Raw genomic sequence first — 23,239 nt, 5'->3', positions numbered from 1 at the left:
TGCTTGAAAGGATGGGAGAATCAACCGCGTTTGGCGTACAGCTTCGGCTCGCCCGGTGGACGGCTCTTGAAGCGTCGATGAGCCCACAGGTACTGCTCGGGGCAGGCACGCAACGCACTCTCGACCCACTGATTGATGCGGATGCAGTCGGCTTCTTCGGTTTCGCCGGGGAAATCTTCCAGCGGCGGATGAATCACCAAGCGATAACCGCTGCCGTCGGCCAGACGCTCCTGGGTGAACGGCACCACCAGCGCCTTGCCCAGACGCGCAAATTTCGTCGTCGCTGTCACAGTCGCCGCCTGAATGCCGAACAGCGGCACGAAAATGCTCTGCTTGGCGCCATAGTCCTGATCCGGCGCATACCAGATCGCGCGACCGGAACGCAGCAGCTTGAGCATGCCGCGCACGTCGTCACGCTCCACGGCCAGCGAGTCGAGATTGTGCCGCTCGCGACCGCGACGCTGGACGAAGTCGAACAGCGGGTTTTTGTGTTCGCGGTACATGCCATCAATCGTGTGCTGCTGACCGAGCAACGCCGCGCCGATTTCCAGCGTGGTGAAATGCGCGGCCATCAGAATCACGCCTTTGCCTTCGCGCTGGGCCTTTTGCAAATGCTCCAGGCCTTCAACGTGGGCCAGCTTGGCCAGACGCTCGCGCGACCACCACCAGCTCATGGCCATTTCAAAAAAGGCGATACCGGTGGAGGCGAAATTTTCCTTGAGCAGGCGTTTGCGCTCAGCGGCGGATTTTTCCGGGAAGCACAGTTCAAGATTGCGCTTGGCGATGCGCCGCCGGTCGCCGGCCACGCGATACATCAGCGCGCCCAAAACACGACCGATGGTCAGCAAGACCGGATACGGCAACTGGACGATCAGCCACAAAAGCCCCAGACCGCACCAGAGCGGCCAGAAGCGTGGCGATAAAAAGGCTGTTCGAAAACGCGGGCGATCCATTAAAGCTTCCGTAAATGCAGTGGCCGCGCATTCTACATCGTTCGACCCGGCTTGCGGCCTGCGGGCGTTCTCGTTATAAGTCTCGGCACTTTTAGTGACAAGCCGTTGTATGCCGACATGAGCCAAACCGAACCGTTAGACCAAGATCCCGTATTCCAGCTCAAGGGCAGCATGCTGGCCATTACTGTGCTGGAACTGGCCCGTAACGACCTCGAAAGCCTCGATCGGCAATTGGCCGCCAAAGTTGCCCAGGCGCCGAACTTCTTCAGCAACGCGCCGCTGGTTCTGGCGCTGGACAAACTGCCGCCGAGCGAAGGCGCCGTCGATCTGCCAGGCCTGATGCGCGTCTGCCGTCAACATGGCCTGCGCACCCTGGCGATTCGCGCCAGCCGCATCGAAGATATCGCCGCCGCCATCGCTATCGACATTCCGGTGCTGCCGCCGTCGGGCGCCCGTGAACGACCGCTGGAAACACCCGAAGCCGAGGTCAAAAAGAAGCCGGAAAAACCGCCGGAGCCAACGGTCAAACCGACCCGCGTCATCACCACGCCAGTACGTGGTGGCCAACAGATATATGCCCAGGGTGGCGATTTGGTCGTGGTGTCCTCGGTCAGTCCGGGGGCGGAACTTCTCGCCGATGGCAACATCCATGTATACGGCCCGATGCGTGGTCGGGCGCTGGCCGGCGTGAAGGGTGACACCAAGGCACGGATTTTCTGTCAGCAATTGAGCGCTGAACTGATCTCCATCGCCGGTCATTACAAGGTTTCCGAAGATTTGCGCCGCGACCCTATGTGGGGCTCGGGCGTACAGGTCAGCCTGTCGGGCGACGTGTTGAACATCATTCGGCTTTAACGGATACTGCCGCATTTTCCAAGCATCTCTAAAACGTAGCGAAAACGGCTCAAACGAAGTAGGAAAAAGGCTCAATGCCGAATTCCAGCCAAGGCTGTCCGACTGCAGTAGTTTTCAAGAGATGTTTTTCAGGGGCTAAAAAGTCCTTCTTCCTTAGGGGTGAAACACCTTGGCCAAGATTCTCGTGGTTACATCCGGCAAGGGTGGTGTGGGTAAGACCACCACCAGCGCCGCTATCGGTACCGGCCTCGCTCTGCGCGGCCACAAAACAGTGATCGTCGACTTCGACGTGGGCTTGCGTAACCTTGACCTGATCATGGGTTGCGAGCGCCGCGTGGTGTATGACTTCGTCAACGTGGTCAACGGCGAAGCCAACCTGCAACAAGCGCTGATCAAAGACAAGCGCCTGGAAAACCTCTACGTACTGGCCGCCAGTCAGACCCGCGACAAAGACGCGCTGACTGTCGAAGGCGTGGAAAAAGTCCTGATGGAGCTCAAGGAACAATTCGAGTTCGTCGTCTGCGACTCCCCGGCGGGCATCGAGAAAGGTGCTCACCTGGCCATGTACTTCGCTGATGAAGCGATCGTCGTGACCAACCCGGAAGTGTCCTCGGTACGAGATTCGGACCGCATGCTGGGCCTGCTGGCCAGCAAATCGCGCCGCGCCGAACGTGGCGAAGACCCGATCAAGGAACACTTGCTGATCACTCGCTACCATCCAGAGCGTGTTGAAAAGGGCGAAATGCTGGGCGTTGAAGACGTCAAGGAAATCCTCTCGGTAACCCTGCTCGGCGTGATCCCGGAATCCCAGGCGGTGCTCAAGGCATCCAACCAGGGCGTCCCGGTGATTCTCGACGACCAGAGCGATGCCGGTCAGGCCTACAGCGATACCGTCGACCGTTTGCTGGGCAAAGAAAAAGCCCACCGTTTCCTCGATGTCGAGAAGAAGGGATTCTTCGAGCGCCTGTTTGGAGGTAGGTAATGAACCTTTTTGACTTCTTTCGTGCCAACAAAAAGCCAAGTACCGCCTCGGTAGCGAAAGAGCGTCTACAGATCATCGTGGCGCATGAGCGCGGCCAGCGCAGCACGCCGGATTACTTGCCAGCCTTGCAGAAGGAACTGGTCGACGTGATCCGCAAGTACGTCAACATCGGCAACGACGACGTACATGTTGCACTGGAAAGCCAGGGCAGTTGCTCGATTCTGGAACTCAACATCACCCTGCCTGATCGCTGAGTCGATCCGGCAGGTACGACGGCGGTTCAGGGCCATCCCCATGCGGGATGGCCCTGAACCGCCGTTGGCATTTGTTACGAGGCTGTTTTAATGCCGCTGTCCAACATCCGCATCATCCATCAGGACGCCGCCGTGCTGGTGGTCGACAAACCGACGTTGCTGCTCTCGGTGCCTGGTCGCGCCGACGACAACAAGGATTGCCTGATTACCCGCCTGCAGGAAAACGGCTACCCCGAAGCGCGCATCGTCCATCGCCTGGACTGGGAAACCTCCGGCATCATTTTGCTGGCGCGTGATGCCGATACGCATCGCGAACTGTCACGGCAGTTTCATGACCGCGAAACTGAAAAGGCCTACACCGCACTGGCCTGGGGTCAGCCGGAACTGGACAGTGGCAGCATCGATTTGCCCTTGCGTTACGACCCGCCGACCAAACCGCGCCATGTCGTCGACCACGAATTCGGCAAGCATGCGCTGACCTTCTGGCGTGTGCTGGAGCGTTGCGGCGACTGGTGCCGCGTTGAGCTGACACCGATCACCGGCCGCTCGCATCAGTTGCGCGTGCACATGCTGTCGATCGGGCATCCGCTGCTCGGTGATGGCCTCTACGCCCACGAGCAGGCGCTGGCGGCATGGCCACGCCTGTGCCTGCACGCGAGCATGCTCAGCTTCACCCATCCGCAAACCGGCGAACGCCTGCGTTTCGAGTGCCCTGCGCCGTTCTGACAAGCACCACCGAACCCATGTGGGAGCGAGCAGGCTCGCTCCCACATGGGTTCGGTGCAGATTCAATTCCCCGGCCGATGCGTTAAACTCCCGCCCACTGCTGTCTGGAGTTTCTTATGCGCGAAGAGTTGAACCAAGGCCTGATCGACTTTCTCAAGGCCTCCCCTACCCCGTTCCACGCCACCGCCAGTCTGGTGCAGCGTCTGGAGGCTGCCGGTTTCGTGCGCCTCGACGAGCGCGAGCCCTGGACCACCGAGCCGAACGGCCGCTATTACGTCACCCGTAACGACTCCTCGATCGTCGCGATCAAAATGGGCCGCACCTCGCCACTGCACGGCGGTATCCGCTTGGTTGGCGCGCACACCGACAGCCCGTGCCTGCGGGTCAAGCCGCAACCGGAACTGCAGCGTCAGGGCTTCTGGCAACTGGGTGTTGAAGTCTACGGCGGTGCCCTCCTGGCGCCGTGGTTCGACCGTGATCTATCGCTGGCCGGCCGCGTGACCTTCCGCCGCGACGGCAAAGTCGAAAGCCAGTTGATCGACTTCAAGGCGCCAATCGCGATCATTCCCAACCTGGCCATTCACCTCAACCGTGAAGCCAATCAGGGCTGGGCGATCAACGCGCAGACCGAACTGCCACCGATCCTCGCGCAATTCGCCGGTGACGAGCGCGTCGACTTCCGCGCCGTGCTCACCGATCAACTGGCCCGCGAACATGGCTTGAACGCCGACGTCGTGCTCGATTACGAGTTGAGTTTCTACGACACGCAAAGCGCTGCAGTGATCGGCCTCAACGGCGACTTCATTGCCGGCGCGCGCCTCGACAACCTGCTGTCGTGCTACGCCGGCCTGCAAGCCTTGCTGACCGCCGAAACCGACGAAACCTGCGTGCTGGTGTGCAACGACCACGAAGAAGTCGGTTCCTGCTCGGCCTGCGGCGCCGATGGCCCGATGCTCGAACAAACCCTGCGTCGTCTGCTGCCGGAAGGTGACGAGTTCGTCCGCACCATCCAGAAGTCCCTGCTGGTCTCGGCCGACAACGCCCACGGCGTGCACCCCAACTACGCGGAAAAGCACGATGCCAACCACGGCCCGAAACTCAACGCCGGCCCGGTGATCAAGGTCAACAGCAACCAGCGCTACGCCACCAACAGCGAAACCGCCGGGTTCTTCCGCCATCTGTGCATGGCCGAAGAAGTGCCGGTACAGAGCTTCGTGGTGCGCAGCGATATGGGCTGTGGCTCGACCATCGGCCCGATCACCGCCAGCCACCTAGGTGTGCGCACTGTCGACATCGGCCTGCCGACCTTCGCCATGCACTCGATCCGCGAACTGTGCGGCAGCCATGACCTGGCGCATCTGGTCAAAGTGCTCAGCGCGTTCTACGCCTGCCGCGAATTACCCTAAAAGCTTAAAAGCTTCGCAAGCAGGTCGAATCGTCGCACCGTCGCTCCCACAGTTTGAAATGCATTCCAATGTGGGAGCGAGCCTGCTCGCGAAAGCGTCAGTTCAGGCAGCACAAATTTCATCTTGAAACCGGCTCAACTCTGATACACATCAGAACAGCTCCGCCAAAACCGACCTAGACTTACATCATTCATTTCGACAAGGCAGTCTCCATGATCTCGATGTCTTCGTTCCACGCCATGCTCATTCCGATTCTGAGCGGGATGATCCTGCTGGCGATCGGTTTCAACTTCCGTGACAAGAACGCCGGGGTATTTGCCATGTGGGTCGGCATGCTGACGATCCTCGCCACGGTGGTCTACAAGATCCTCGCCAAACTCAACGAATAAATCCGCGCCCGGCTCGCATTGAATGGGTGGGCCTCGTACACTCCAGCGAATCCGCCCCTTGCGAGGTTGACCGCCTAGTGTTCGCTCGTCTTTTTGCTTTGCCCAGTCTGTTCCTTGTCTGCCTGATGACACTGCTGCCGATGGCGCCCGCCCACGCGGTCGGCTTGCCTGGTCTGCTCAACACCAACAAGGCCCAGCCAGAAGCCCAGGAACCGCTCGGCCAGTCCCTCGACGAAGTCATCAAGTCGCTGGAAAACGACAAGCAACGCGCGCAACTGCTGACCGACCTGAAAAAGCTGCGCGACGCCACCAAAAAGGCCCAGGCCAGCCCCGAAGAAGGCGTACTCGGCCTGATCGGCGGGACCCTCGCCAACTTCGAAAAGCAATTCACCGGTGCCGACAGCCCGCTCAACCGCTGGGGCAACGAGTTCGACCTGGCCAAGGACGAACTGAGCGCGATGCTGCTACCGGCCAACGAGTGGCTGCCGATCATTTTCGGTTTCGCCATGATCCTGATGGTCTGGAGCCTGCTCGCCGCCGCGCTGATCTGGCTCAGTCACCGGGTACGCATGCGCTTCGGCCTCACCGAAGAACTGCCGCAACACCCCAAAGCCCTCGACATGCTGCGCTTTGCATTACGCAAGCTCGGGCCATGGCTGATCGCGTTGGTAATGACCGTCTACATGAGCTACGCGCTACCGTCGTCGCTAGGCAAAAGCCTGGCGATGGTGCTGGCCTATGCGCTGGTGGTCGGCACCTGTTTCTCGGCGATCTGCGTGATCGCGTTTTCCCTGCTCGACGGCCCGCACCGCCATCGTGCGCTGTACATCCTGCGTCATCAGGCGTTCCGGCCGCTGTGGCTGATCGGCAGCTTCGCCGCGTTCGGTGAAGCGTTGAACGATCCGCGCCTGATCGAAAGCCTCGGCGTGCATCTGGCCCACACCGCTGCAACCATCGCCAATGTCCTCGCGGCAATCTCGACCGGCCTGTTTATCCTGCGTTTCCGCCGGCCGATCGCGCACTTGATTCGCAACCAGCCGCTGTCACGACGCCTGACCCGCCGCGCCCTCAGCGATACCATCGAAATCCTCGGCACCTTCTGGTATGTGCCGGCATTGGTACTGGTCGGCATCTCGCTGTTCGCCACGTTCGTCTCCGCCGGCGACACCAGCACCGCACTGCGTCAGTCGCTGATCTGCACCGTGCTGCTGGTGTTGTGCATGGTGATCAACGGCCTCGTGCGCCGCCACTCACTGAAACCGCAACGCGGGCCGAAACGTCACGCGCTGTATTCCGAGCGTCTGAAAAACTTCTTTTATACCCTCGCGCACCTGCTGGTCTGGCTGGTCTTTATCGAACTCGGCCTGCGCGTCTGGGGCCAGTCGCTGATCGGTTTTGCCGAAGGCGAAGGCCATGACATCAGCGTCAAACTGTTCAGCCTGATTGGCACACTGGTTTTCTCCTGGCTGATCTGGATCCTCGCCGACACCGCCGTGCACCACGCCCTCACCCGCTCGCGCAAAGGCCTGGCCAATGCCCGCGCGCAAACGATGATGCCGCTGATCCGCAACGTGCTGTTCGTGGCGATTTTCATCATTGCGTTGATCGTCGCGCTGGCCAACATGGGCATGAACGTCACGCCACTGCTGGCCGGTGCCGGTGTGATCGGTCTGGCCATCGGTTTCGGTGCGCAGTCGCTGGTAGCGGACCTGATCACCGGCCTGTTCATCATCATCGAAGACTCGCTGGCCATCGATGACTACGTCGACGTCGGCGGCCACCTCGGCACTGTCGAAGGCCTGACCATCCGCACCGTGCGCCTGCGCGATATCGACGGCATCGTCCACACCATCCCGTTCAGCGAAATCAAAAGCATCAAGAACTACTCGCGGGAATTTGGCTACGCAATCTTCCGCGTGGCGGTGCCGTACAACATGGAAATCGACGACGCGATCAAACTGATGCGCGAAGTCGGGCAGAAGATGCGCACCGATCCGCTGCAACGGCGCAACATCTGGTCGCCGCTGGAGATTCAGGGCGTCGAAAGTTTCGAATCCGGCAGCGCGATTCTGCGCGCGCGGTTCAAGACCGCGCCGATCAAACAATGGGAAGTGTCTCGAGCCTTCAACCTGTCGCTCAAACGCCATCTCGACGAAGCCGGACTCGATCTGGCGACGCCGCGCATGAGCGTGCAAGTGATCACTGCCGGTGGCGGCCAGCCGAAGGAATAGCACTCAGGCACGCGGTTGCAGTCACAGGCAGGGAAGCCCGACAACAATAAGCAAGGAGAACCCGATGCAACTGACGCGCATTGCCCAAGCCGTTCTACTCAGCCTGTTCGCCAGCAACGCTGGCGCCGCGACGCTGGAAAGCACCCGCACAACGATCGCCGAACAAGCGCAAAAGCTCGAGCCCGAACTGCTGGAAACCCGCCGCGACATCCACGCCCACCCGGAACTCGGCAACACGGAAAAACGCACCGCCGAGCTGGTCGCCAATCAACTCAAAGCCCTGGGCCTGGACGTCAAAACCGGCGTCGCCCGCACCGGTGTAGTCGCCGTCCTCAAAGGCGCCCTGCCCGGCCCGACCGTGGCTCTGCGCGCCGACATGGACGCGCTGCCGGTCAAGGAAGTCTCCGACCTGCCGTTTGCCTCGAAAGCCAAAGGCACCTACCTCGACAAAGAAGTCGACGTCATGCACGCCTGCGGCCACGACGCCCACACCGCAATCCTGCTGAGCACGGCGAAAATTCTCACGGGCATGCGCGACACCCTGCCCGGCACCGTGGTGTTCTACTTCCAACCCGCCGAAGAAGGCCCCAGCGACTTCATCCCCGACGGCAAAAACACCTGGGGCGCAAAAATGATGGTCGAGGAAGGCGTGATGAAATCACCAAAACCCGATGCGGTCTTCGGCCTGCACGTCTGGGCCGGCGTTCCCGCCGGCCAGATCGCCTTCCGCCCAGGCGCCACCCTGGCCAGCTCCGACGACCTGCGCATCAAAATCCTCGGCAAACAGACCCACGCCGGCCGCCCATGGGACGGCATCGACCCGATCACCGTCGGCGCGCAAACCATCGTCGGCCTGCAAACCGTGGTCAGCCGCCGCACCGATATCTCGTCTTATCCGTCAGTGGTCAGCATCGGCACCATCAACGGCGGGACGCGCTACAACATCATTCCCGAATCCGTCGACATGACCGGCACGATCCGCTCCTACGACTACGGCATCCGCCAGAAACTGCATGCCGACGTCCGCCAGACCGTGGAAAAAATCGCCGAAAGCGGCGGCGCCAAAGCCGACGTCACCATCATCGAAAAATACGACCCGACCATCAACAACCCGGCACTGACGGAAAAAATGCTGCCGACGTTGAAGTGGGCGGCCAAGGATGATGTGGTGAATGCACCGCTGGTGGGTGGCGCGGAAGACTTCTCGTTCTTTGCCAAGGAAGTGCCGGGACTGTTTGTGTTTCTCGGCGTGACGCCAAGAGACCAGGACATGAGCAAGGCAGCGCCGAATCACAATCCGGGGTTCTTTGTCGATGAGTCGGCGCTGGTGGTAGGCGTGAGAACATTGGCCTCGTTGGCGACGGATTATCTGTATGCCAATGCGGGGGCAGGCCAGTAGGGTTGAGGTGACTGTGGGAGCGCTTTCGCGAGCAGGCTCGCTCCCACAATTGGACCGTGTGCAGCCTGCCAGAAACAGATCGACTGTCAGGCCGCCATCGCTGGCAGGTCGAACCGTCGCACCGCAGCGCCCACAGTTTTAATTTGCGAACACCCATGCGGCAAAGCCGCCCCACTCGACACAATGAGCGTTAGCTCGAGTACCGCTTTTGATCTTGATCCACGGGCGACGTCGGAAGGCTGAGTGGAGGGATTGATCCGGGCGTGGGAGCGCAGCGACCGTTTGGCGCAGCCAAACACAGCGAGAGGAGGTGCAGCGAAGCAAACCGTAGACGCTGCGCCCGGATCGATCCCGCAGCGAAGGAACCCCGAGCCCCAGCGAGCGGGCCGCACGCAGGAGCAAGCGTTTTTTTGCTTACTTTTTTAGGCGTTTGTAAAAAAAGTGAGTCGCCGTAAGGGCGAAACCCTAAGCCGCCGTTACCGCAGCAACGGATATGCCCCCAAAACGATCAAACAACATCAACCCCAACGTGAATCGCATCATGCCGCCAAAACTCCAGATCACAATCAATCAACCGCTCATGCTGATCATAATTGACCCGAGCAATCCGCAACCCCGGACTCCCCACCGACACCCTTAAAGCCGCCGCCGCATCCACAGACAATGACGTAGGCACAATCTCGAAGCGCACCCGCCCATAGTGCAAATCGTAATGCCGCGCATACAACTCGGTGATCGACTGATTCAAATCAAACTCAAGAATCCCCGGAAAAAACTGCGGATTCAAATAATGCTCCACATACAACACCAACCGCCCATCAATGCGCCGCGACCGGCAAATCTGAATCACGCTCGACAACGCCGGCAACTGCAACCACGCACACACCGCCGCCGAAGCCGGCTGCAAACGCGCCGAAATCACCTCGGTCGACGGCACCCGCCCTTGCGCACTGACCATCGCGTGAAAGTGACTGCGCTGCATCAGGTTATAGGCCAGACGCGGCGGCGAGACGAACCAGCCACGGCGCTCCTCACGATAAATCTGCCCCTGCGCCTCCAGTTGCAGCAACGCCTCTCGCACAGTAATCCGCGTCGTACCGAACAACTCACTGAGCTTGCGCTCGGCCGGCAACTTGCTGCCCGCCGCCAGCAACCCGTGATCGAGTTGCTCCTGCAACACCTGGCCAATCGCTGTCACCGCTTTTGTTGCCTCATCGCGCATCAACGTTACCTATCTGGACTAGACCAGCACTGTTTCGGGGCAAAACTGCACGGCGATCAAGCCGTTTCCTGATGTTGCAAGCCTAGGCAGTGCAGATGACCAAGAGATGACAAAACTACCGAACGGTCGTCTTCACGACTTGCAATACATCGGCCAAGTCCCTTGCTCTCCGGGCCTTTGGGCATGGTCTACGCTTATCTGGCAGCCGCCAATACCGGGCAAATAAAAGGCCTGACACAAGGCCACCGACATCAAAGTGTCATCCAGCCCCCTTAAATTGGCTCAGGTATTGCTGACCTAGACCAACACACACCGCAATCGCAGCGTTGAACACGACCAAGGAGCTTCGGAATGAAACAGCTTTTCCTGGCAACACTGTTAGGCTCGACCATTGCAATGTGCACCTCCGCCATGGCGGCCGGCACCGATCTGAAAACCCTCGAAGCCGCTGCGAAAGCGGAAGGCGCCGTCAACAGCGTCGGCATGCCCGATGACTGGGCCAACTGGAAAGGCACCTGGGAAGACCTGGCCAAGACCTACGGCCTGAAGCACATCGACACCGACATGAGCTCGGCCCAGGAAATCGCCAAGTTCGCCGCCGAAAAAGACAACGCCACTGCCGATATCGGCGACGTCGGTGCGGCCTTCGGCCCGATCGCGGTCAAGCAAGGCGTGGTGCAACCGTACAAGCCAAGCACCTGGGATCAAGTCCCGGACTGGGCCAAGGACAAAGACGGCAACTGGGCACTGGCCTACACCGGCACCATCGCGTTTATCGTCAACAAGAAGCTGCTGCACGGCTCCGAAGTGCCGACCAAATGGGCTGACCTCAAGGGCGGCAAATACAAGGTCTCCATTGGTGACGTGAGCACCGCCGCCCAAGCCGCCAACGGCGTTCTCGCAGCGGCACTGGCCAACGGTGGCGACGAGAAAAACATCAAGCCTGCCCTGCTGCTGTTCGCCGACATCGCCAAACAGGGTCGCCTGTCGATGGCCAACCCGACCATCGCCACCATGGAAAAAGGCGAGATCGAAGTCGGCGTGGTCTGGGACTTCAACGGCCTGAGCTACAAAGCCAAGATGGCCAACCCGGATGACTACGTGGTGCTGATCCCGTCCGACGGCTCGGTGATTTCCGGCTACACCACCATCATCAACAAATACGCGAAAAACCCGAACGCCGCCAAGCTGACCCGCGAATACATCTTCAGCGACGCCGGCCAGACCAACCTCGCTCGTGGCAACGCCCGCCCGATCCGCGCCGAGCACCTGCAACTGCCGGAAGACGTGAAGGCCAAGCTGCTGCCGAACGAGCAGTACAAAAAGGTCACCCCGATCAAAGACGCCGATGCGTGGGAAAAGACTTCGAAAGCCCTGCCACAGGCGTGGAACGAAGAAGTCATCGTCGAGATGAAATAAGCCTGTAGATCCCTCTTCGGGATCCGCTGGAGTTCCAAATGTGGGAGCGAGCTTGCTCGCGAATGCGGTTATTCATTCAGCATTGATGTTGGCTGACATGACGCCTTCGCGAGCAAGCTCGCTCCCACAAGGGATTGAGTTGATTTCGGAATATTTGAATTTCGCGGAGTTTTTGCCCCTATGAAGCACAACGTCATCCTTGTCGTGCTCGACGGTCTCAACTACGAGGTCGCACGTCACGCCATGGGGCATCTGCAGGCTTATGTTGGCGCAGGACGCGCCGCGCTCTATCAGTTGGAGTGCGAACTGCCGGCCCTGTCCCGACCGCTTTATGAATGCATCCTCACCGGCGTGCCGCCGATCGACAGCGGCATCGTCCACAACAACGTCTCGCGCTTGTCCAACCAGCGCAGCATTTATCACTACGCGCGCGACGCCGGTCTGAAAACCGCTGCGGCGGCGTATCACTGGGTAAGCGAGTTGTACAACCGCTCGCCCTTCGTCGCCGCCCGCGACCGCCACACCGACAATCTGTCGCTGCCGATCCAGCACGGGCATTTCTACTGGAGCGATCACTACCCGGATTCGCACCTGTTCGCCGACGCCGAAAACCTGCGCCTGCGCCACGATCCGAATTTCCTGCTGATCCACCCGATGAACATCGACGACGCCGGGCACAAGCACGGCCTCGACAGCTCGCAATACCGCAACAGCGCCCGCTCGGCCGACATCATCCTTGCCGACTATCTGCAAAGCTGGCTCGACGCTGGCTATCAGGTATTGGTGACCGCCGATCACGGCATGAACAACGATCGCTCGCACAACGGCCTGTTGCCGGAAGAACGCCAGGTGCCGCTGTTTGTCCTCGGTGACGCGTTCAGCCTCGACGCTGGCGCCGCACCCAAGCAGACCGAAATCTGCGGCACCGTCTGCGAATTGCTCGGCGTGCCCCACGACAAACCTGTGTGCCGGGAGTTGCTCAAGTGAACTCGATGATTCGCGGCAAATGGCTGGCGGCGCTGTGCCTGGTGCCCTTCGCGCTGTTCTTTATCGTCTTTGAAATCGCCCCGCTGGTCTGGGTGATGATCAACAGCTTGCAATCGGAAGAGTTCGGCTGGGGTTTGGCCAACTTCAGCAAGATCTTCAGCTCGAAGTTCTATTTGCAGGCGATCCAGTACAGCCTCGAAATCAGTTTCTGGTCGAGCGTGTTCGGCATCGTCATCGCCGTTCTCGGTGCCTACTCCCTGCGTCGGGTCAATTCGAAACTGCGCAACTTCGTGAATGCCTTTGCCAACATGACCAGCAACTTCGCCGGTGTGCCTTTGGCGTTCGCGTTCATCATCCTGCTCGGTTTCAACGGCAGCATCACCATCATGTTGAAGCAGTCGGGGATCATTCAGGACTTCAACCTGTACTCGAAAACCGGCCTGATCATCCTCTATACCTACTTCCAGATTCCCCTCGGCGTGCTGCTGCTCTACCCAGCCTTTGACGCCTTGCGTGAAGACTGGCGCGAGTCCGCTGCGCTGCTTGGCGCCAACGGCTGGCAGTTCTGGCGGCACATCGGTTTGCCAGTGCTGACCCCGGCGCTGCTCGGTACATTCGTGATCCTGCTGGCCAACGCCCTCGGTGCCTACGCCACGGTGTACGCGTTAACCACCGGCAACTTCAACGTGCTGCCGATCCGGATTGCGGCGATGGTCTCCGGCGACATTTCCCTCGACCCGAATCTGGCCAGCGCTCTGGCCGTGGTGCTGGTGGCGCTGATGACCATCGTCACTGTCGTGCATCAACTGCTGTTGAAGAGGAGCTACCATGTCTCGCGCTGAATCCGGCCCGGCCGGCCTCTACCACCGCGTCGTGGTTTATCTGTTGTTCGCCATCCTCTTGCTGCCACTCGTGGGCACGCTGGTTTATTCGATCGCCAGCAGTTGGTCAGCGACCATACTGCCCAGCGGTTTCACCTTCAAGTGGTACATCCAGTTGTGGAGCGATCCACGTTTCCTTCACGCCTTCGGTCAATCGTTGCTGGTCTGCGTCGGCGCACTGGTGCTTTCAGTGGTGCTGATCCTGCCGCTGCTGTTCGTGGTGCATTACCACTTTCCGAAACTCGATGCGCTGATGAACATCCTCATCCTGCTGCCCTTCGCGGTGCCGCCGGTGGTGTCGTCGGTGGGACTGTTGCAACTTTACGGTTCCGGGCCGATGGCCATGGTCGGTACACCGTGGATCCTGATCGGCTGCTACTTCACCGTGGCACTGCCGTTCATGTACCGGGCAATCACCAACAACCTGCAAGCGATCAACCTGCGCGACCTGATGGACGCCGCACAACTGCTCGGCGCCAGCACCTTTCAGGCGGCGTTTCTGGTGGTGCTGCCGAACCTGCGCAAAGGCCTGATGGTCGCGTTGCTGCTGTCGTTCTCGTTCCTGTTCGGTGAGTTCGTGTTTGCCAACATTCTGGTCGGCACGCGCTACGAAACCCTGCAGGTGTACCTGAACAACATGCGCAACAGCAGCGGCCACTTCACCAGTGCGCTGGTTATCTCGTATTTCTTTTTCGTGCTGGTCCTGACCTGGATCGCCAACATCTTGAACAAGGACAAAAGCGAATGAGCTATGTCAGCGTCCAACACCTGCAGAAAAACTACGCTGGCACGACCGTGTTCAGCGATATCAACTGCGAGATTAACAAAGGCGAATTCGTCACCCTGCTCGGCCCGTCCGGTTGCGGCAAGTCCACCCTGCTACGTTGCATCGCCGGACTGACGCCAGTCGATGGCGGCAAGATCCTGCTCGATAGTGTCGATATCGTGCCGTTGAGTCCGCAGAAACGCGGGATCGGCATGGTGTTCCAGAGCTACGCGCTGTTCCCCAACATGACCGTCGAGCAAAACGTCGCCTTCGGTTTGCGCATGCAAAAGGTCAATGCCGACGACAGCCATAAACGCGTTTCGGAAGTGTTGAAACTGGTTGAACTGAACGACTTCGCCAGCCGCTATCCGCATCAGTTGTCCGGCGGCCAATGTCAGCGTGTTGCCCTTGCCCGTTCGCTGGTGACGCGTCCGCGATTGCTGCTGCTGGATGAGCCGCTGTCGGCCCTTGATGCACGAATTCGTAAACACTTGCGTGAACAGATCCGGCAGATTCAACGCGAACTCGGCCTGACGACGATTTTCGTCACCCATGATCAGGAAGAAGCGCTGACCATGTCTGACCGGATTTTCCTGATGAATCAGGGAAAAATCGTCCAGAGCGGCGATGCCGAAACCCTCTACACCGCACCGGTCGATGTGTTCGCCGCCGGCTTCATCGGCAACTACAACCTGCTTGATGCCGACGACGCATCAAAGCTGTTGCAGCGCCCGATCAACCACCGCATCGCCATTCGCCCGGAAGCCATCGAACTGAGCCTTGACGGCGAACTCGACGCGCAGATCCGCAGCCACAGCCTGCTCGGCAATGTCATCCGCTACCGGATCGAAGCGCGCGGTGTCGAACTGGTGGTGGATGTGCTCAACCGCTCGGCGGCCGATCTGCATCCCGACGGTCAGCGACTGGCACTTTCCATCGATCCAACGGCCCTGTGTGAGGTAGCCTGATGACTTTGCTGACGTTGAAGAGAGAACTGCACTGATGGCCCTGGCAATTTTTGATCTGGACGAAACGTTGATCCACGGCGACTGCGCCACCCTCTGGAGCGAGCAGATGGGGCGCCTGGGCTGGGTCGATCCCGAGTCGTTCATGCGCAAGAACAACGAGCTGATGGACGCCTACAGCCATGGCAAATTGCGCATGGAAGAGTACATGGAGTTCAGCCTCGAACCGCTGATCGGCCGTACGCCAGAAGAAGTCGATCATCTGGTCGGGCCGTGGGTGGAAGACTTTATCGAACCGATCATCTTCAGCGACGCGACCAAGACCATCGCCGCCCACCGCAAGGCAGGCGACCGGATTCTGGTGATCTCGGCGTCGGGCACGCATCTGGTCAAACCGATTGCCGAGCGCTTGGGCATCGATGAAATTCTGGGGATTGAACTGGAAGTCGCCCATGGCGTTTACAGCGGCCATACCGTCGGCACCCTGACCTACCGCGAAGGCAAGATCACCCGTTTGCTGGAATGGCTGGATGCTGAAGAAGAGAACCTGGAAGGTGCGAGTTTCTATTCCGACTCGCGCAATGATCTGCCGCTGTTGCTGAAGGTGGATTTCCCACACGTGGTGAATCCGGACCCAGTGCTGCTGGAACACGCCGAAAAGGCCAACTGGCCAATCCACCTCTGGAAATGACAAAGATTTAATCTGCAATTGCAGGCTGACACCCCGAACATGAGTTCGACTCCATGTGTCAGGTCGATGTAGCTCGACAGAACAACTCAGTCAGTCCCCTCTCCCTTTGGGAGAGGGTTAGGGTGAGGGGCTTTTTGCCTTGGTCTCAGCTCAGACTTTCGTCAATCACCAACACCAGTTTGCCAGCCACCTTGTTGCTCGCCAGCTCCGTAAACGCCGCCTCGGCATCCTTCACCGCAAACGCCTTGGCCAACTGCGGACTCAAGCGCCCTTCCGCAAACAACGGCCACACCTGCTGACCCAGATCACTCAACAGATCCGCCTTGAACTGATCGTCACGACTGCGCAACGTCGAGCCCAGCAGTTGCACACGCTTGGCCAAGACCTGCGCCAGATCCAGTTTGGCCTCACGGCCGCCCATCAAACCGATCAACACCCAGCGCCCATCGAGCGCCATCAGCTTCAGGTTCAGCGCCGAATAATTACCGCCGACCGGATCGAGAATCACATTGAACGGCCCGAAATCACGCAGGCTCTCCAGATCATCGGTGCGCACCACCCCGCCCTGCGCGCCGAGTGCTTCGCAGTAAGCCAGACGCTCGGCCGAACCGACGCTGACCCAGCACGGATTGCCGAACGCCTTGCACAACTGAATGGCGGCTGAACCGATTCCACTTGCGCCGGCATGCAGGAGAACTTTCTCACCTGGTTTGAGCGCCGCAAGTTGAAACACATTCAGCCAGACTGTTGCATAAACCTCAGGCAATGCGGCGGCCTCGATCAGCGAGACGCCTTCGGGAACCGGCAGCACGTGCCGCCCGTCGACGACCACCTCTTCGGCCATCCCGCCCCCGGCCAACAAGGCGCAAACCCGATCACCGACCTGCCACGCACTCCCCGCGCCGACCTCGCTGATCACCCCGGAGCACTCAAGACCGAGCACTTGGCTGGCCCCTGGTGGTGGCGGATAAAGCCCCGCTTTCTGTAATAAATCAGCGCGATTAAGGCCCGCTGCCGCCACTCGGATGCGGACTTGTCCTACATCGCACGTAGGACTCGGCTCTTCAACCCATGCCACTTGACCGTCAACGCCTTGCAATGCCTTCACAGTGCCTCCATAGTGAGTCTGGACTGAGCCCGAAGCTGTAGCGCCGGGCTTTTTGCATTATGCGACCGGCTCTCGTAGAACCGGCGACTTCAAAGACGGCCTAATATGCGTTATCAATTGTCCCCGCGTCGAATCAGCATGAAGCATTTGCTCCCCAGCACCGCCCTCGCTCTTTTCATCGGTATCGGTTTGTTGCCGGTGTCGGGCACTACATTCGCAGCCAACAGCTGGGACAAGTTGCAGCCTGATCGCGATGAAGTCATCGCCAGCCTGAACGTCGTCGAGTTGCTCAAGCGTCACCACTACAGCAAGCCGCCGCTCGACGATGCGCGCTCGGTGATCATCTACGACAGCTACCTCAAGCTGCTGGATCCGTCGCGCAGCTACTTCATGGCCAGCGACATCACCGAATTCGACAAGTGGAAGACCCAGTTCGACGACTTCCTCAAAAGCGGCGACCTCAACGCCGGGTTCACCATCTACAAGCGCTATCTGGACCGCGTCAAGGCGCGTCTGGACTTCGCCCTTGCCGAGCTGAACAAAGGCGTCGACAAGATGGACTTCACCACCAAGGAGACCTTGCTGATCGATCGCAAGGACGCACCTTGGCTCAAATCCACCGCTGAACTCGACGACCTGTGGCGCAAACGCGTCAAGGACGAAGTGCTGCGGATGAAGATCGCCGGCAAAGAGCCGAAGCAGATCCAGGAAACCCTGACCAAGCGCTACAAGAACCAGTTGGCGCGCCTGGACCAGACCCGTCCGGAAGACATCTTCCAGGCGTACATCAACACCTTCGCCATGTCGTACGACCCGCACACCAACTATCTGTCGCCGGATAACGCGGAAAACTTCGACATCAACATGAGCCTGTCCCTCGAGGGCATCGGTGCCGTGTTGCAAAGCGACAACGACCAGGTGAAAGTCGTGCGTCTGGTGCCGGCAGGCCCGGCTGACAAGACCAAACAGGTTGCCCCGGCCGACAAGATCATCGGTGTTGCCCAAGGCAACAAAGAGATGGTCGACGTGGTCGGCTGGCGTCTGGACGAAGTGGTCAAACTGATCCGTGGTCCGAAAGGCACCGTGGTGCGTCTGGAAGTGATTCCGGCGAGCAATGCGCCGAACGACCAGACCACCAAGATCGTGCCGATCACCCGTGAAGCAGTGAAGCTTGAAGACCAGGCCGTGAAGAAATCCGTGCTCAACCTGAAACAGGACGGCAAGGACTACAAACTCGGCGTGATCGAGATTCCAGCCTTCTACCTCGACTTCAAGGCGTTCCGCGCTGGTGATCCGGACTACAAGAGCACCACTCGCGACGTCAAGAAACTGCTGACCGAACTGCAGAAAGACAAAGTCGACGGCGTGGTCATCGACCTGCGCAACAACGGCGGCGGTTCCTTGCAGGAAGCCACCGAACTGACCAGTCTGTTTATCGACAAGGGTCCGACCGTCCTCGTGCGTAATGCCGATGGCCGTGTCGACGTACTCGAAGATGAAAACCCGGGCGCGTTCTACAAAGGCCCGATGGCGTTGCTGGTCAACCGCTTGTCCGCCTCGGCTTCGGAGATCTTCGCCGGCGCCATGCAGGACTACCACCGCGCGCTGATCATCGGCGGCCAGACCTTCGGTAAAGGCACCGTGCAGACCATTCAGCCGCTGAACCATGGCGAACTGAAGCTGACTCTGGCCAAGTTCTACCGGGTTTCCGGTCAGAGCACCCAGCATCAGGGCGTGTTGCCGGACATCGACTACCCGTCGCTGATCGACACCAAGGAAATCGGCGAGAGCGCTCTGCCGGAAGCCATGCCGTGGGACACCATCCGCGCAGCGATCAAACCGGCGGCCGATCCGTTCAAGCCGTTCCTGGCGCAGCTCAAGTCCGAGCATGACACGCGCACCGCCAAGGATGCCGAGTTCGTGTTCATCCGTGACAAGCTCGCCCTGGCGCAGAAACTGATGGAAGAAAAAACCGTCAGCCTCAACGAAGCCGAGCGCCGTGCCCAGCACGCCGATATCGACGCCAAACAGCTGACGATGGAAAACATCCGTCGCAAGGCCAAAGGCGAAGAGCCGCTCAAAGAGTTGAAGAAGGAAGACGAAGACGCCCTTGCGGCCGCTGACCCGGACAAGGTCAAACCGGAAGACGATGCCTACCTGAGCGAAACCGGTCGCGTGCTGCTGGATTATCTGAAGCTGAGCAATCAGGTGGCCAAGAAGTAAGGTGATGGCAATTTAGTGCTGACGATCCCCGGATCGTCATCAAACAGTCATCATTCTGTCGTGCAATAAAGGACTGGGAGCCATTCTCTTCATCGAGAACGCTCCCAGTCCTTTTTTTATCGCCAGAGATTGCCATGACCACGACCGAACAGCTGAGTGCCTTGAGCTCGATCCTGACTCAAAGCGGTTTACACAGCCTGTTCCAACCGATCATTTGTCTCTCGGAACGGCGCATTCTCGGCTACGAAGCGCTCACGCGCGGCCCTTCCAACAGCCCTCTTCACTCGCCGATCGCACTGTTCGCCGTGGCCCGTCAGGCCGGGCGTTTGAGCGAGCTGGAAATCGCCTGCCGCCAAAGCGCTTGCCGTCGCTTCAACGAGCAACAACTGCCGGGCAAACTGTTCCTCAACGTCTCGCCGGAATCCTTGCTTGAAGCCGCCCACCAACCGGGGCGCACGTTACAGCTGCTGCAGGATTTCGGCATTCCGCCGAGTCAGGTAGTCATCGAACTGACCGAACAGACGCCCATCGACGATTTCCAGTTGCTGCAAACCGCCTTGCATCACTACCGGGCCATGGGTTTTTCCATTGCACTGGATGATCTCGGTGCCGGCTATTCAAGCCTGCGTCTGTGGTCGGAGCTGCGCCCGGATTACGTGAAGATCGATAGACACTTCATCGATGGCATTCATCAGGACGCGCTGAAGAGAGAGTTCGTCGGCTCAATCCTGCAAATCGCCAAAGCCTCTCGCGCACAAGTCATCGCCGAAGGCATCGAGCTGCCGGAAGAGCTCGCGGTGCTGACGGAAATGGGTGTCGATCTGGTGCAGGGTTACTTGCTCGGTCGTCCTCAGGAACATCCGCCCCGCGACGCCCGCGCCTTGATGCCCAAACACGACAGCAACAGCGTTGCGCTGAACGACGAAGGCAGCGACCTCAGCGCCCTGCTCAACGACCAACCGGCCGTGCACCGCGACACACCCACCGCCAACGTGCTGGAGGCCTTCCGCCGCCAGGCCAACCTCAACTCACTGGCGGTACTCGACGAACAAGGCCAACCCTGCGGCATCGTCCACCGCCACTCGTTGTCGGATGCCCTGCTCAAACCGTTCGCCACCGACCTGTTCGCGCGTAAACCGATCAGCCGCCTGATGAACGACGATTTCCTCGCCGTGGAAATGAGCCAGTCGCTGCAACAGGTCAGCCGCCTGATCACTAGCCGCGCGCGGCAACGCATCGAAGAAGACTTCATCATTACTCTTAACGGCGGCTACCTGGGTCTTGGCCGGGTGATCGACGTACTCAAACTGATCACCGAACTGAAGATTCAACAGGCGCGTTATGCCAATCCACTGACCTTGCTGCCGGGTAATGTGCCGATTCAACAATGCCTGACTCGCCTGTTACAGCAGGGTCGCGAGTCGGTCATCTGCTACGTCGACATCGACAGTTTCAAACCCTTCAACGACATTTATGGCTACGGGCGCGGCGACGAAGTCCTGCTGTGTCTGGCGCAATGCCTCAACGAGCGCGTCGACCCGAGCCGCGACTTCGTGGGCCATATTGGCGGCGACGACTTCCTGCTCGTCCTCGGTCCGGAAGACTGGCGCAAACGTCTTAATCAACTGCTTGATGATTTCCAGAGTCAGTGCCGACGTTTCTACCGCCCTGAACACCTTGAGGCTGGCTGCTTCATCGCACCGAATCGCCAGGGAGTGCGGCAGGAGTTTCCGCTGTTGTCGCTGTCCATCGGCGTGGTGCATCTACACCCCGAGGCCTGCGCACAACTCGATGCCAGTCAACTCGCGGAAATGGCTTCCCAGGCGAAGCATCATGCGAAGAATATTCCGGGGTACAGCGTGCATGTGATTGACAGTCTTGCCGCGCCCGACCTGCGCCAATCGCAGCTAATTGGCCAATGTTGACTCCTGAAAGCTGTCAAACCCTCAGGCCGCGCGAAGAGGCAGCTCAATCAAATTTGTTTACTGGGTCAACCTTTAGATTTTCGATTTGATACCTCAATAAACAACTCAACAAAACCTGCATAAACTGCCGTTGATCCTCTACATCATCATCGAAATAGGTGGTGATTTTCGTGAATACCGCATCAAAGTCATCATCGACGTCCAAATAGTGTTTCAACGTTTCAACACACCACTCGCGCTCTTCAACGCTATAAGAGAGAAACTCAGGTTTCATAAGAATATCGAATAGCTCGGCAAGCTCCTTCTTATCATTCACGTTCTTTGAAACAATGATTTTTTCACGAGCGTCGTCGTCAGTATTTTCTATATCAAATAGAAACAGCAGACCACGCAAAACAAAATACTCAGGTTTACGTTTCATTCCATAAAATCCGTATAAGAGGTTATCGGCTTGCCGGCTCTATCAAGAATTACTACCGCATGTGTTTGCTGTCCGTAAATGACTCCCCCCCTCTTGTATCCTTCACCTACAATTTTGCCCATATTCATTGGCTCCTTCGACGCGATTTGTCCGTTCCGCCTAAAAATAAGCTGGGCACGATGTATGGCGTTCAGTTGGTCTCGATTACTAAAAAAGTGAGTGGCTGCACTGGGAATTTTTGGCTGCCCTGCTCGCCTTCCGTTGGTGTAAAGCTCTATGACTCCGGTCGATGGATTTCTTCCCGTCACTGAACGTTCTTGCTGAGAGGCCAATGTGGTTTGTTTGCCATGTTTTTCTACGAAGTGTGCGCCTGGTGTGGCTTTCTCCATTTCATCCAAACGCCTAAAAGCATTTGCCTCCGCCAAGTCATCAATCCTCGCTCTACGCTCCTGCGCCGTCATCTTCGGTAGCGCGGGCTCACCCTCGTCAACCTTAGCCCCACCAATCCCACCTGGCACCTCGCAACCCGGCTTATTCGGCGGCGGGCAGTTCGACGTCAACCCCAACGGATCCACCCACCCCGTCGGATTCGGCACGTACTGGTACTGATTCAACCCACCCGCCAACTTGATCGGATCCGGCGTCAGATACCGCCCCAGCCTCGGGTCGTAATACCGATGCCGGTTGTAATGCAGCCCGCTTTCCCCGTCGAAGTACTGCCCCTGAAAGCGCAGCGGCTGGTTCAGGTAGTCCTCGCCGGCCAGTGTCAGCGTGGCGACTTTGCCGTAGGCGTCGTATTGCGCGGACCAGACGATGTCGCCGCTGTAGTCGGTGAGTTCCTGCGGGGTGCCGAGATGGTCGAGCTGGTAGTAGAACGGGCAGGCTTTTTTCGGGCCTTTGCCGTCGAGCAGCGCCAGCGGGCGGAAGGTGCCGGGTTCGTAGACGTAGCTGCGGTATTCGCTTTCGCTGCTTTCGGCGACGAGGTGGTCGCCTTGCCAGAAGAATTCGGTGATCTCGCCGTTGACGGTTTTGCGGATGCGCCGGCCGAAGGCGTCGTATTGGTAACTGGCGGTCTGGCCGTCGGGGCGGGTCAGGCCGATCAGGCGGTGCTGGCTGTCGTAGCGGTATTCGGTGACGAGAGTCTGCGCGCGGCCGCGACGTTCGCGGATCAGGTTGCCGAAGGCGTCGTAGTCGTAATGACGATCGCCTTGCATCAGCAAGCGATTGCCCTGGATCTGGCTGGGGCCGGGACGGTCCTGCATCAGCAGGTTGCCGGCCGGGTCGTGGGCGAAGGATTCCGGCAGTTCGTCGCGTGAGTGACGGACGCGGATCAGCCGGTCGAGGGCGTCGTAGCCGTAGGTGCGCTGGCCGTGGCGGCTGTCGGCGATGTGCGCGAGATTGCCGTTGGCGCTGTAGGCATAATCGCGGCGGTACAG

General features: G+C 59.2%; 21 protein-coding genes. 16 read left to right on the top strand and 5 right to left on the bottom strand.

The window, feature by feature from the left end:
* Positions 1-20: 20 nt before the first annotated feature.
* Positions 21-953 carry a lipid A biosynthesis lauroyl acyltransferase gene (locus BMY54_RS28085; RefSeq protein WP_093441635.1) on the bottom strand — a complete coding sequence of 311 codons (933 nt, stop codon included), beginning with the start codon at positions 951-953 and terminating at the stop codon, positions 21-23.
* A gap of 117 nt (positions 954-1,070) precedes the next feature.
* On the opposite strand from BMY54_RS28085, the gene minC reads away from it, so the two are divergent.
* From minC to BMY54_RS28050, 8 genes are all read left to right on the top strand, one after another.
* Positions 1,071-1,808: a septum site-determining protein MinC gene (minC, locus tag BMY54_RS28080; RefSeq protein WP_026000431.1), complete on the top strand. Its 738-nt coding sequence runs from the start codon at positions 1,071-1,073 to the stop codon at positions 1,806-1,808.
* A 169-nt stretch (positions 1,809-1,977) separates the two neighbouring features.
* Complete coding sequence (gene minD / locus BMY54_RS28075; protein WP_007913953.1) at positions 1,978-2,790, top strand: septum site-determining protein MinD; 813 nt, start codon at positions 1,978-1,980, stop codon at positions 2,788-2,790.
* Positions 2,790-3,044 carry a cell division topological specificity factor MinE gene (gene minE / locus BMY54_RS28070; protein ID WP_003223146.1) on the top strand — a complete coding sequence of 85 codons (255 nt, stop codon included), beginning with the start codon at positions 2,790-2,792 and terminating at the stop codon, positions 3,042-3,044. Before minD ends, minE begins: the two co-directional genes overlap by 1 nt.
* A 90-nt stretch (positions 3,045-3,134) precedes the next feature.
* The gene (locus BMY54_RS28065) at positions 3,135-3,770 is read left to right on the top strand and encodes an RluA family pseudouridine synthase (protein WP_007960625.1); all 636 of its coding nucleotides are present in this window, start codon (positions 3,135-3,137) and stop codon (positions 3,768-3,770) included.
* A gap of 116 nt (positions 3,771-3,886) precedes the next feature.
* Positions 3,887-5,176 carry a M18 family aminopeptidase gene (locus tag BMY54_RS28060; RefSeq protein WP_007919200.1) on the top strand — a complete coding sequence of 430 codons (1,290 nt, stop codon included), beginning with the start codon at positions 3,887-3,889 and terminating at the stop codon, positions 5,174-5,176.
* 212 nt (positions 5,177-5,388) lie between these two features.
* Positions 5,389-5,565 (top strand): hypothetical protein, encoded by a 177-nt coding sequence (locus BMY54_RS30700; RefSeq protein WP_175559679.1) that lies wholly within the window; start codon positions 5,389-5,391, stop codon positions 5,563-5,565.
* A gap of 77 nt (positions 5,566-5,642) precedes the next feature.
* On the top strand, positions 5,643-7,796 hold the full coding sequence (locus BMY54_RS28055; protein ID WP_093441630.1) for a mechanosensitive ion channel family protein: 2,154 nt from the start codon (positions 5,643-5,645) through the stop codon (positions 7,794-7,796).
* Between the two features lie 64 nt (positions 7,797-7,860).
* Positions 7,861-9,195, top strand: coding sequence for an amidohydrolase (locus BMY54_RS28050; protein ID WP_093441626.1), 1,335 nt, complete (start codon positions 7,861-7,863; stop codon positions 9,193-9,195).
* A 508-nt stretch (positions 9,196-9,703) separates the two neighbouring features.
* Here the strand turns inward: BMY54_RS28050 and BMY54_RS28045 are convergent.
* Entirely contained in the window at positions 9,704-10,417 is a 714-nt protein-coding gene (locus tag BMY54_RS28045; protein ID WP_064121017.1) for a UTRA domain-containing protein, read from the bottom strand.
* Between the two features lie 351 nt (positions 10,418-10,768).
* Between BMY54_RS28045 and BMY54_RS28040 the strand changes: the two genes are divergently transcribed.
* The 6 genes from BMY54_RS28040 to BMY54_RS28015 all read left to right on the top strand — a co-directional run bounded on the left by BMY54_RS28040 (position 10,769) and on the right by BMY54_RS28015 (position 16,126).
* Positions 10,769-11,836: an ABC transporter substrate-binding protein gene (locus BMY54_RS28040; RefSeq protein ID WP_093441622.1), complete on the top strand. Its 1,068-nt coding sequence runs from the start codon at positions 10,769-10,771 to the stop codon at positions 11,834-11,836.
* 180 nt (positions 11,837-12,016) lie between these two features.
* The gene (locus tag BMY54_RS28035; protein WP_093441617.1) at positions 12,017-12,823 is read left to right on the top strand and encodes an alkaline phosphatase family protein; all 807 of its coding nucleotides are present in this window, start codon (positions 12,017-12,019) and stop codon (positions 12,821-12,823) included.
* A 5-nt stretch (positions 12,824-12,828) separates the two neighbouring features.
* Entirely contained in the window at positions 12,829-13,665 is an 837-nt protein-coding gene (locus tag BMY54_RS28030) for an ABC transporter permease (RefSeq protein ID WP_175559682.1), read from the top strand.
* The gene (locus BMY54_RS28025; protein ID WP_007916333.1) at positions 13,652-14,452 is read left to right on the top strand and encodes an ABC transporter permease; all 801 of its coding nucleotides are present in this window, start codon (positions 13,652-13,654) and stop codon (positions 14,450-14,452) included. The genes BMY54_RS28030 and BMY54_RS28025 overlap by 14 nt, the downstream gene beginning before the upstream one ends.
* The gene (locus BMY54_RS28020; protein WP_093441607.1) at positions 14,449-15,438 is read left to right on the top strand and encodes an ABC transporter ATP-binding protein; all 990 of its coding nucleotides are present in this window, start codon (positions 14,449-14,451) and stop codon (positions 15,436-15,438) included. The genes BMY54_RS28025 and BMY54_RS28020 overlap by 4 nt, the downstream gene beginning before the upstream one ends.
* A gap of 34 nt (positions 15,439-15,472) precedes the next feature.
* Positions 15,473-16,126 (top strand): HAD family hydrolase, encoded by a 654-nt coding sequence (locus tag BMY54_RS28015; RefSeq protein ID WP_093441602.1) that lies wholly within the window; start codon positions 15,473-15,475, stop codon positions 16,124-16,126.
* A 145-nt stretch (positions 16,127-16,271) separates the two neighbouring features.
* Here the strand turns inward: BMY54_RS28015 and BMY54_RS28010 are convergent, their stop codons facing one another.
* Positions 16,272-17,234: a zinc-binding dehydrogenase gene (locus BMY54_RS28010; protein ID WP_093441598.1), complete on the bottom strand. Its 963-nt coding sequence runs from the start codon at positions 17,232-17,234 to the stop codon at positions 16,272-16,274.
* Between the two features lie 138 nt (positions 17,235-17,372).
* On the opposite strand from BMY54_RS28010, the gene BMY54_RS28005 reads away from it, so the two are divergent.
* Together BMY54_RS28005 and BMY54_RS28000 are read left to right on the top strand one after the other, a co-directional pair.
* Positions 17,373-19,457, top strand: coding sequence for a carboxy terminal-processing peptidase (locus tag BMY54_RS28005; RefSeq protein WP_175559678.1), 2,085 nt, complete (start codon positions 17,373-17,375; stop codon positions 19,455-19,457).
* Between the two features lie 134 nt (positions 19,458-19,591).
* Complete coding sequence (locus BMY54_RS28000) at positions 19,592-21,382, top strand: bifunctional diguanylate cyclase/phosphodiesterase (RefSeq protein ID WP_093441585.1); 1,791 nt, start codon at positions 19,592-19,594, stop codon at positions 21,380-21,382.
* A gap of 43 nt (positions 21,383-21,425) precedes the next feature.
* Here BMY54_RS28000 and BMY54_RS27995 read toward each other — a convergent pair whose 3' ends face one another.
* Positions 21,426-21,803: a hypothetical protein gene (locus BMY54_RS27995; RefSeq protein ID WP_093441580.1), complete on the bottom strand. Its 378-nt coding sequence runs from the start codon at positions 21,801-21,803 to the stop codon at positions 21,426-21,428.
* Positions 21,800-23,239, bottom strand: a 1,440-nt coding sequence (locus BMY54_RS27990; protein WP_139213449.1) for an RHS repeat domain-containing protein, incomplete at its 5' end; no start/stop codon positions are given. The genes BMY54_RS27995 and BMY54_RS27990, both read right to left, overlap by 4 nt.

The sequence above is a fragment of the Pseudomonas sp. ok266 genome (genome assembly GCF_900110195.1).
Classification (GTDB): Bacteria; Pseudomonadota; Gammaproteobacteria; order Pseudomonadales; family Pseudomonadaceae; genus Aquipseudomonas; species Aquipseudomonas neuropathica.
This window is presented reverse-complemented; position numbering and strand designations above follow the sequence as displayed.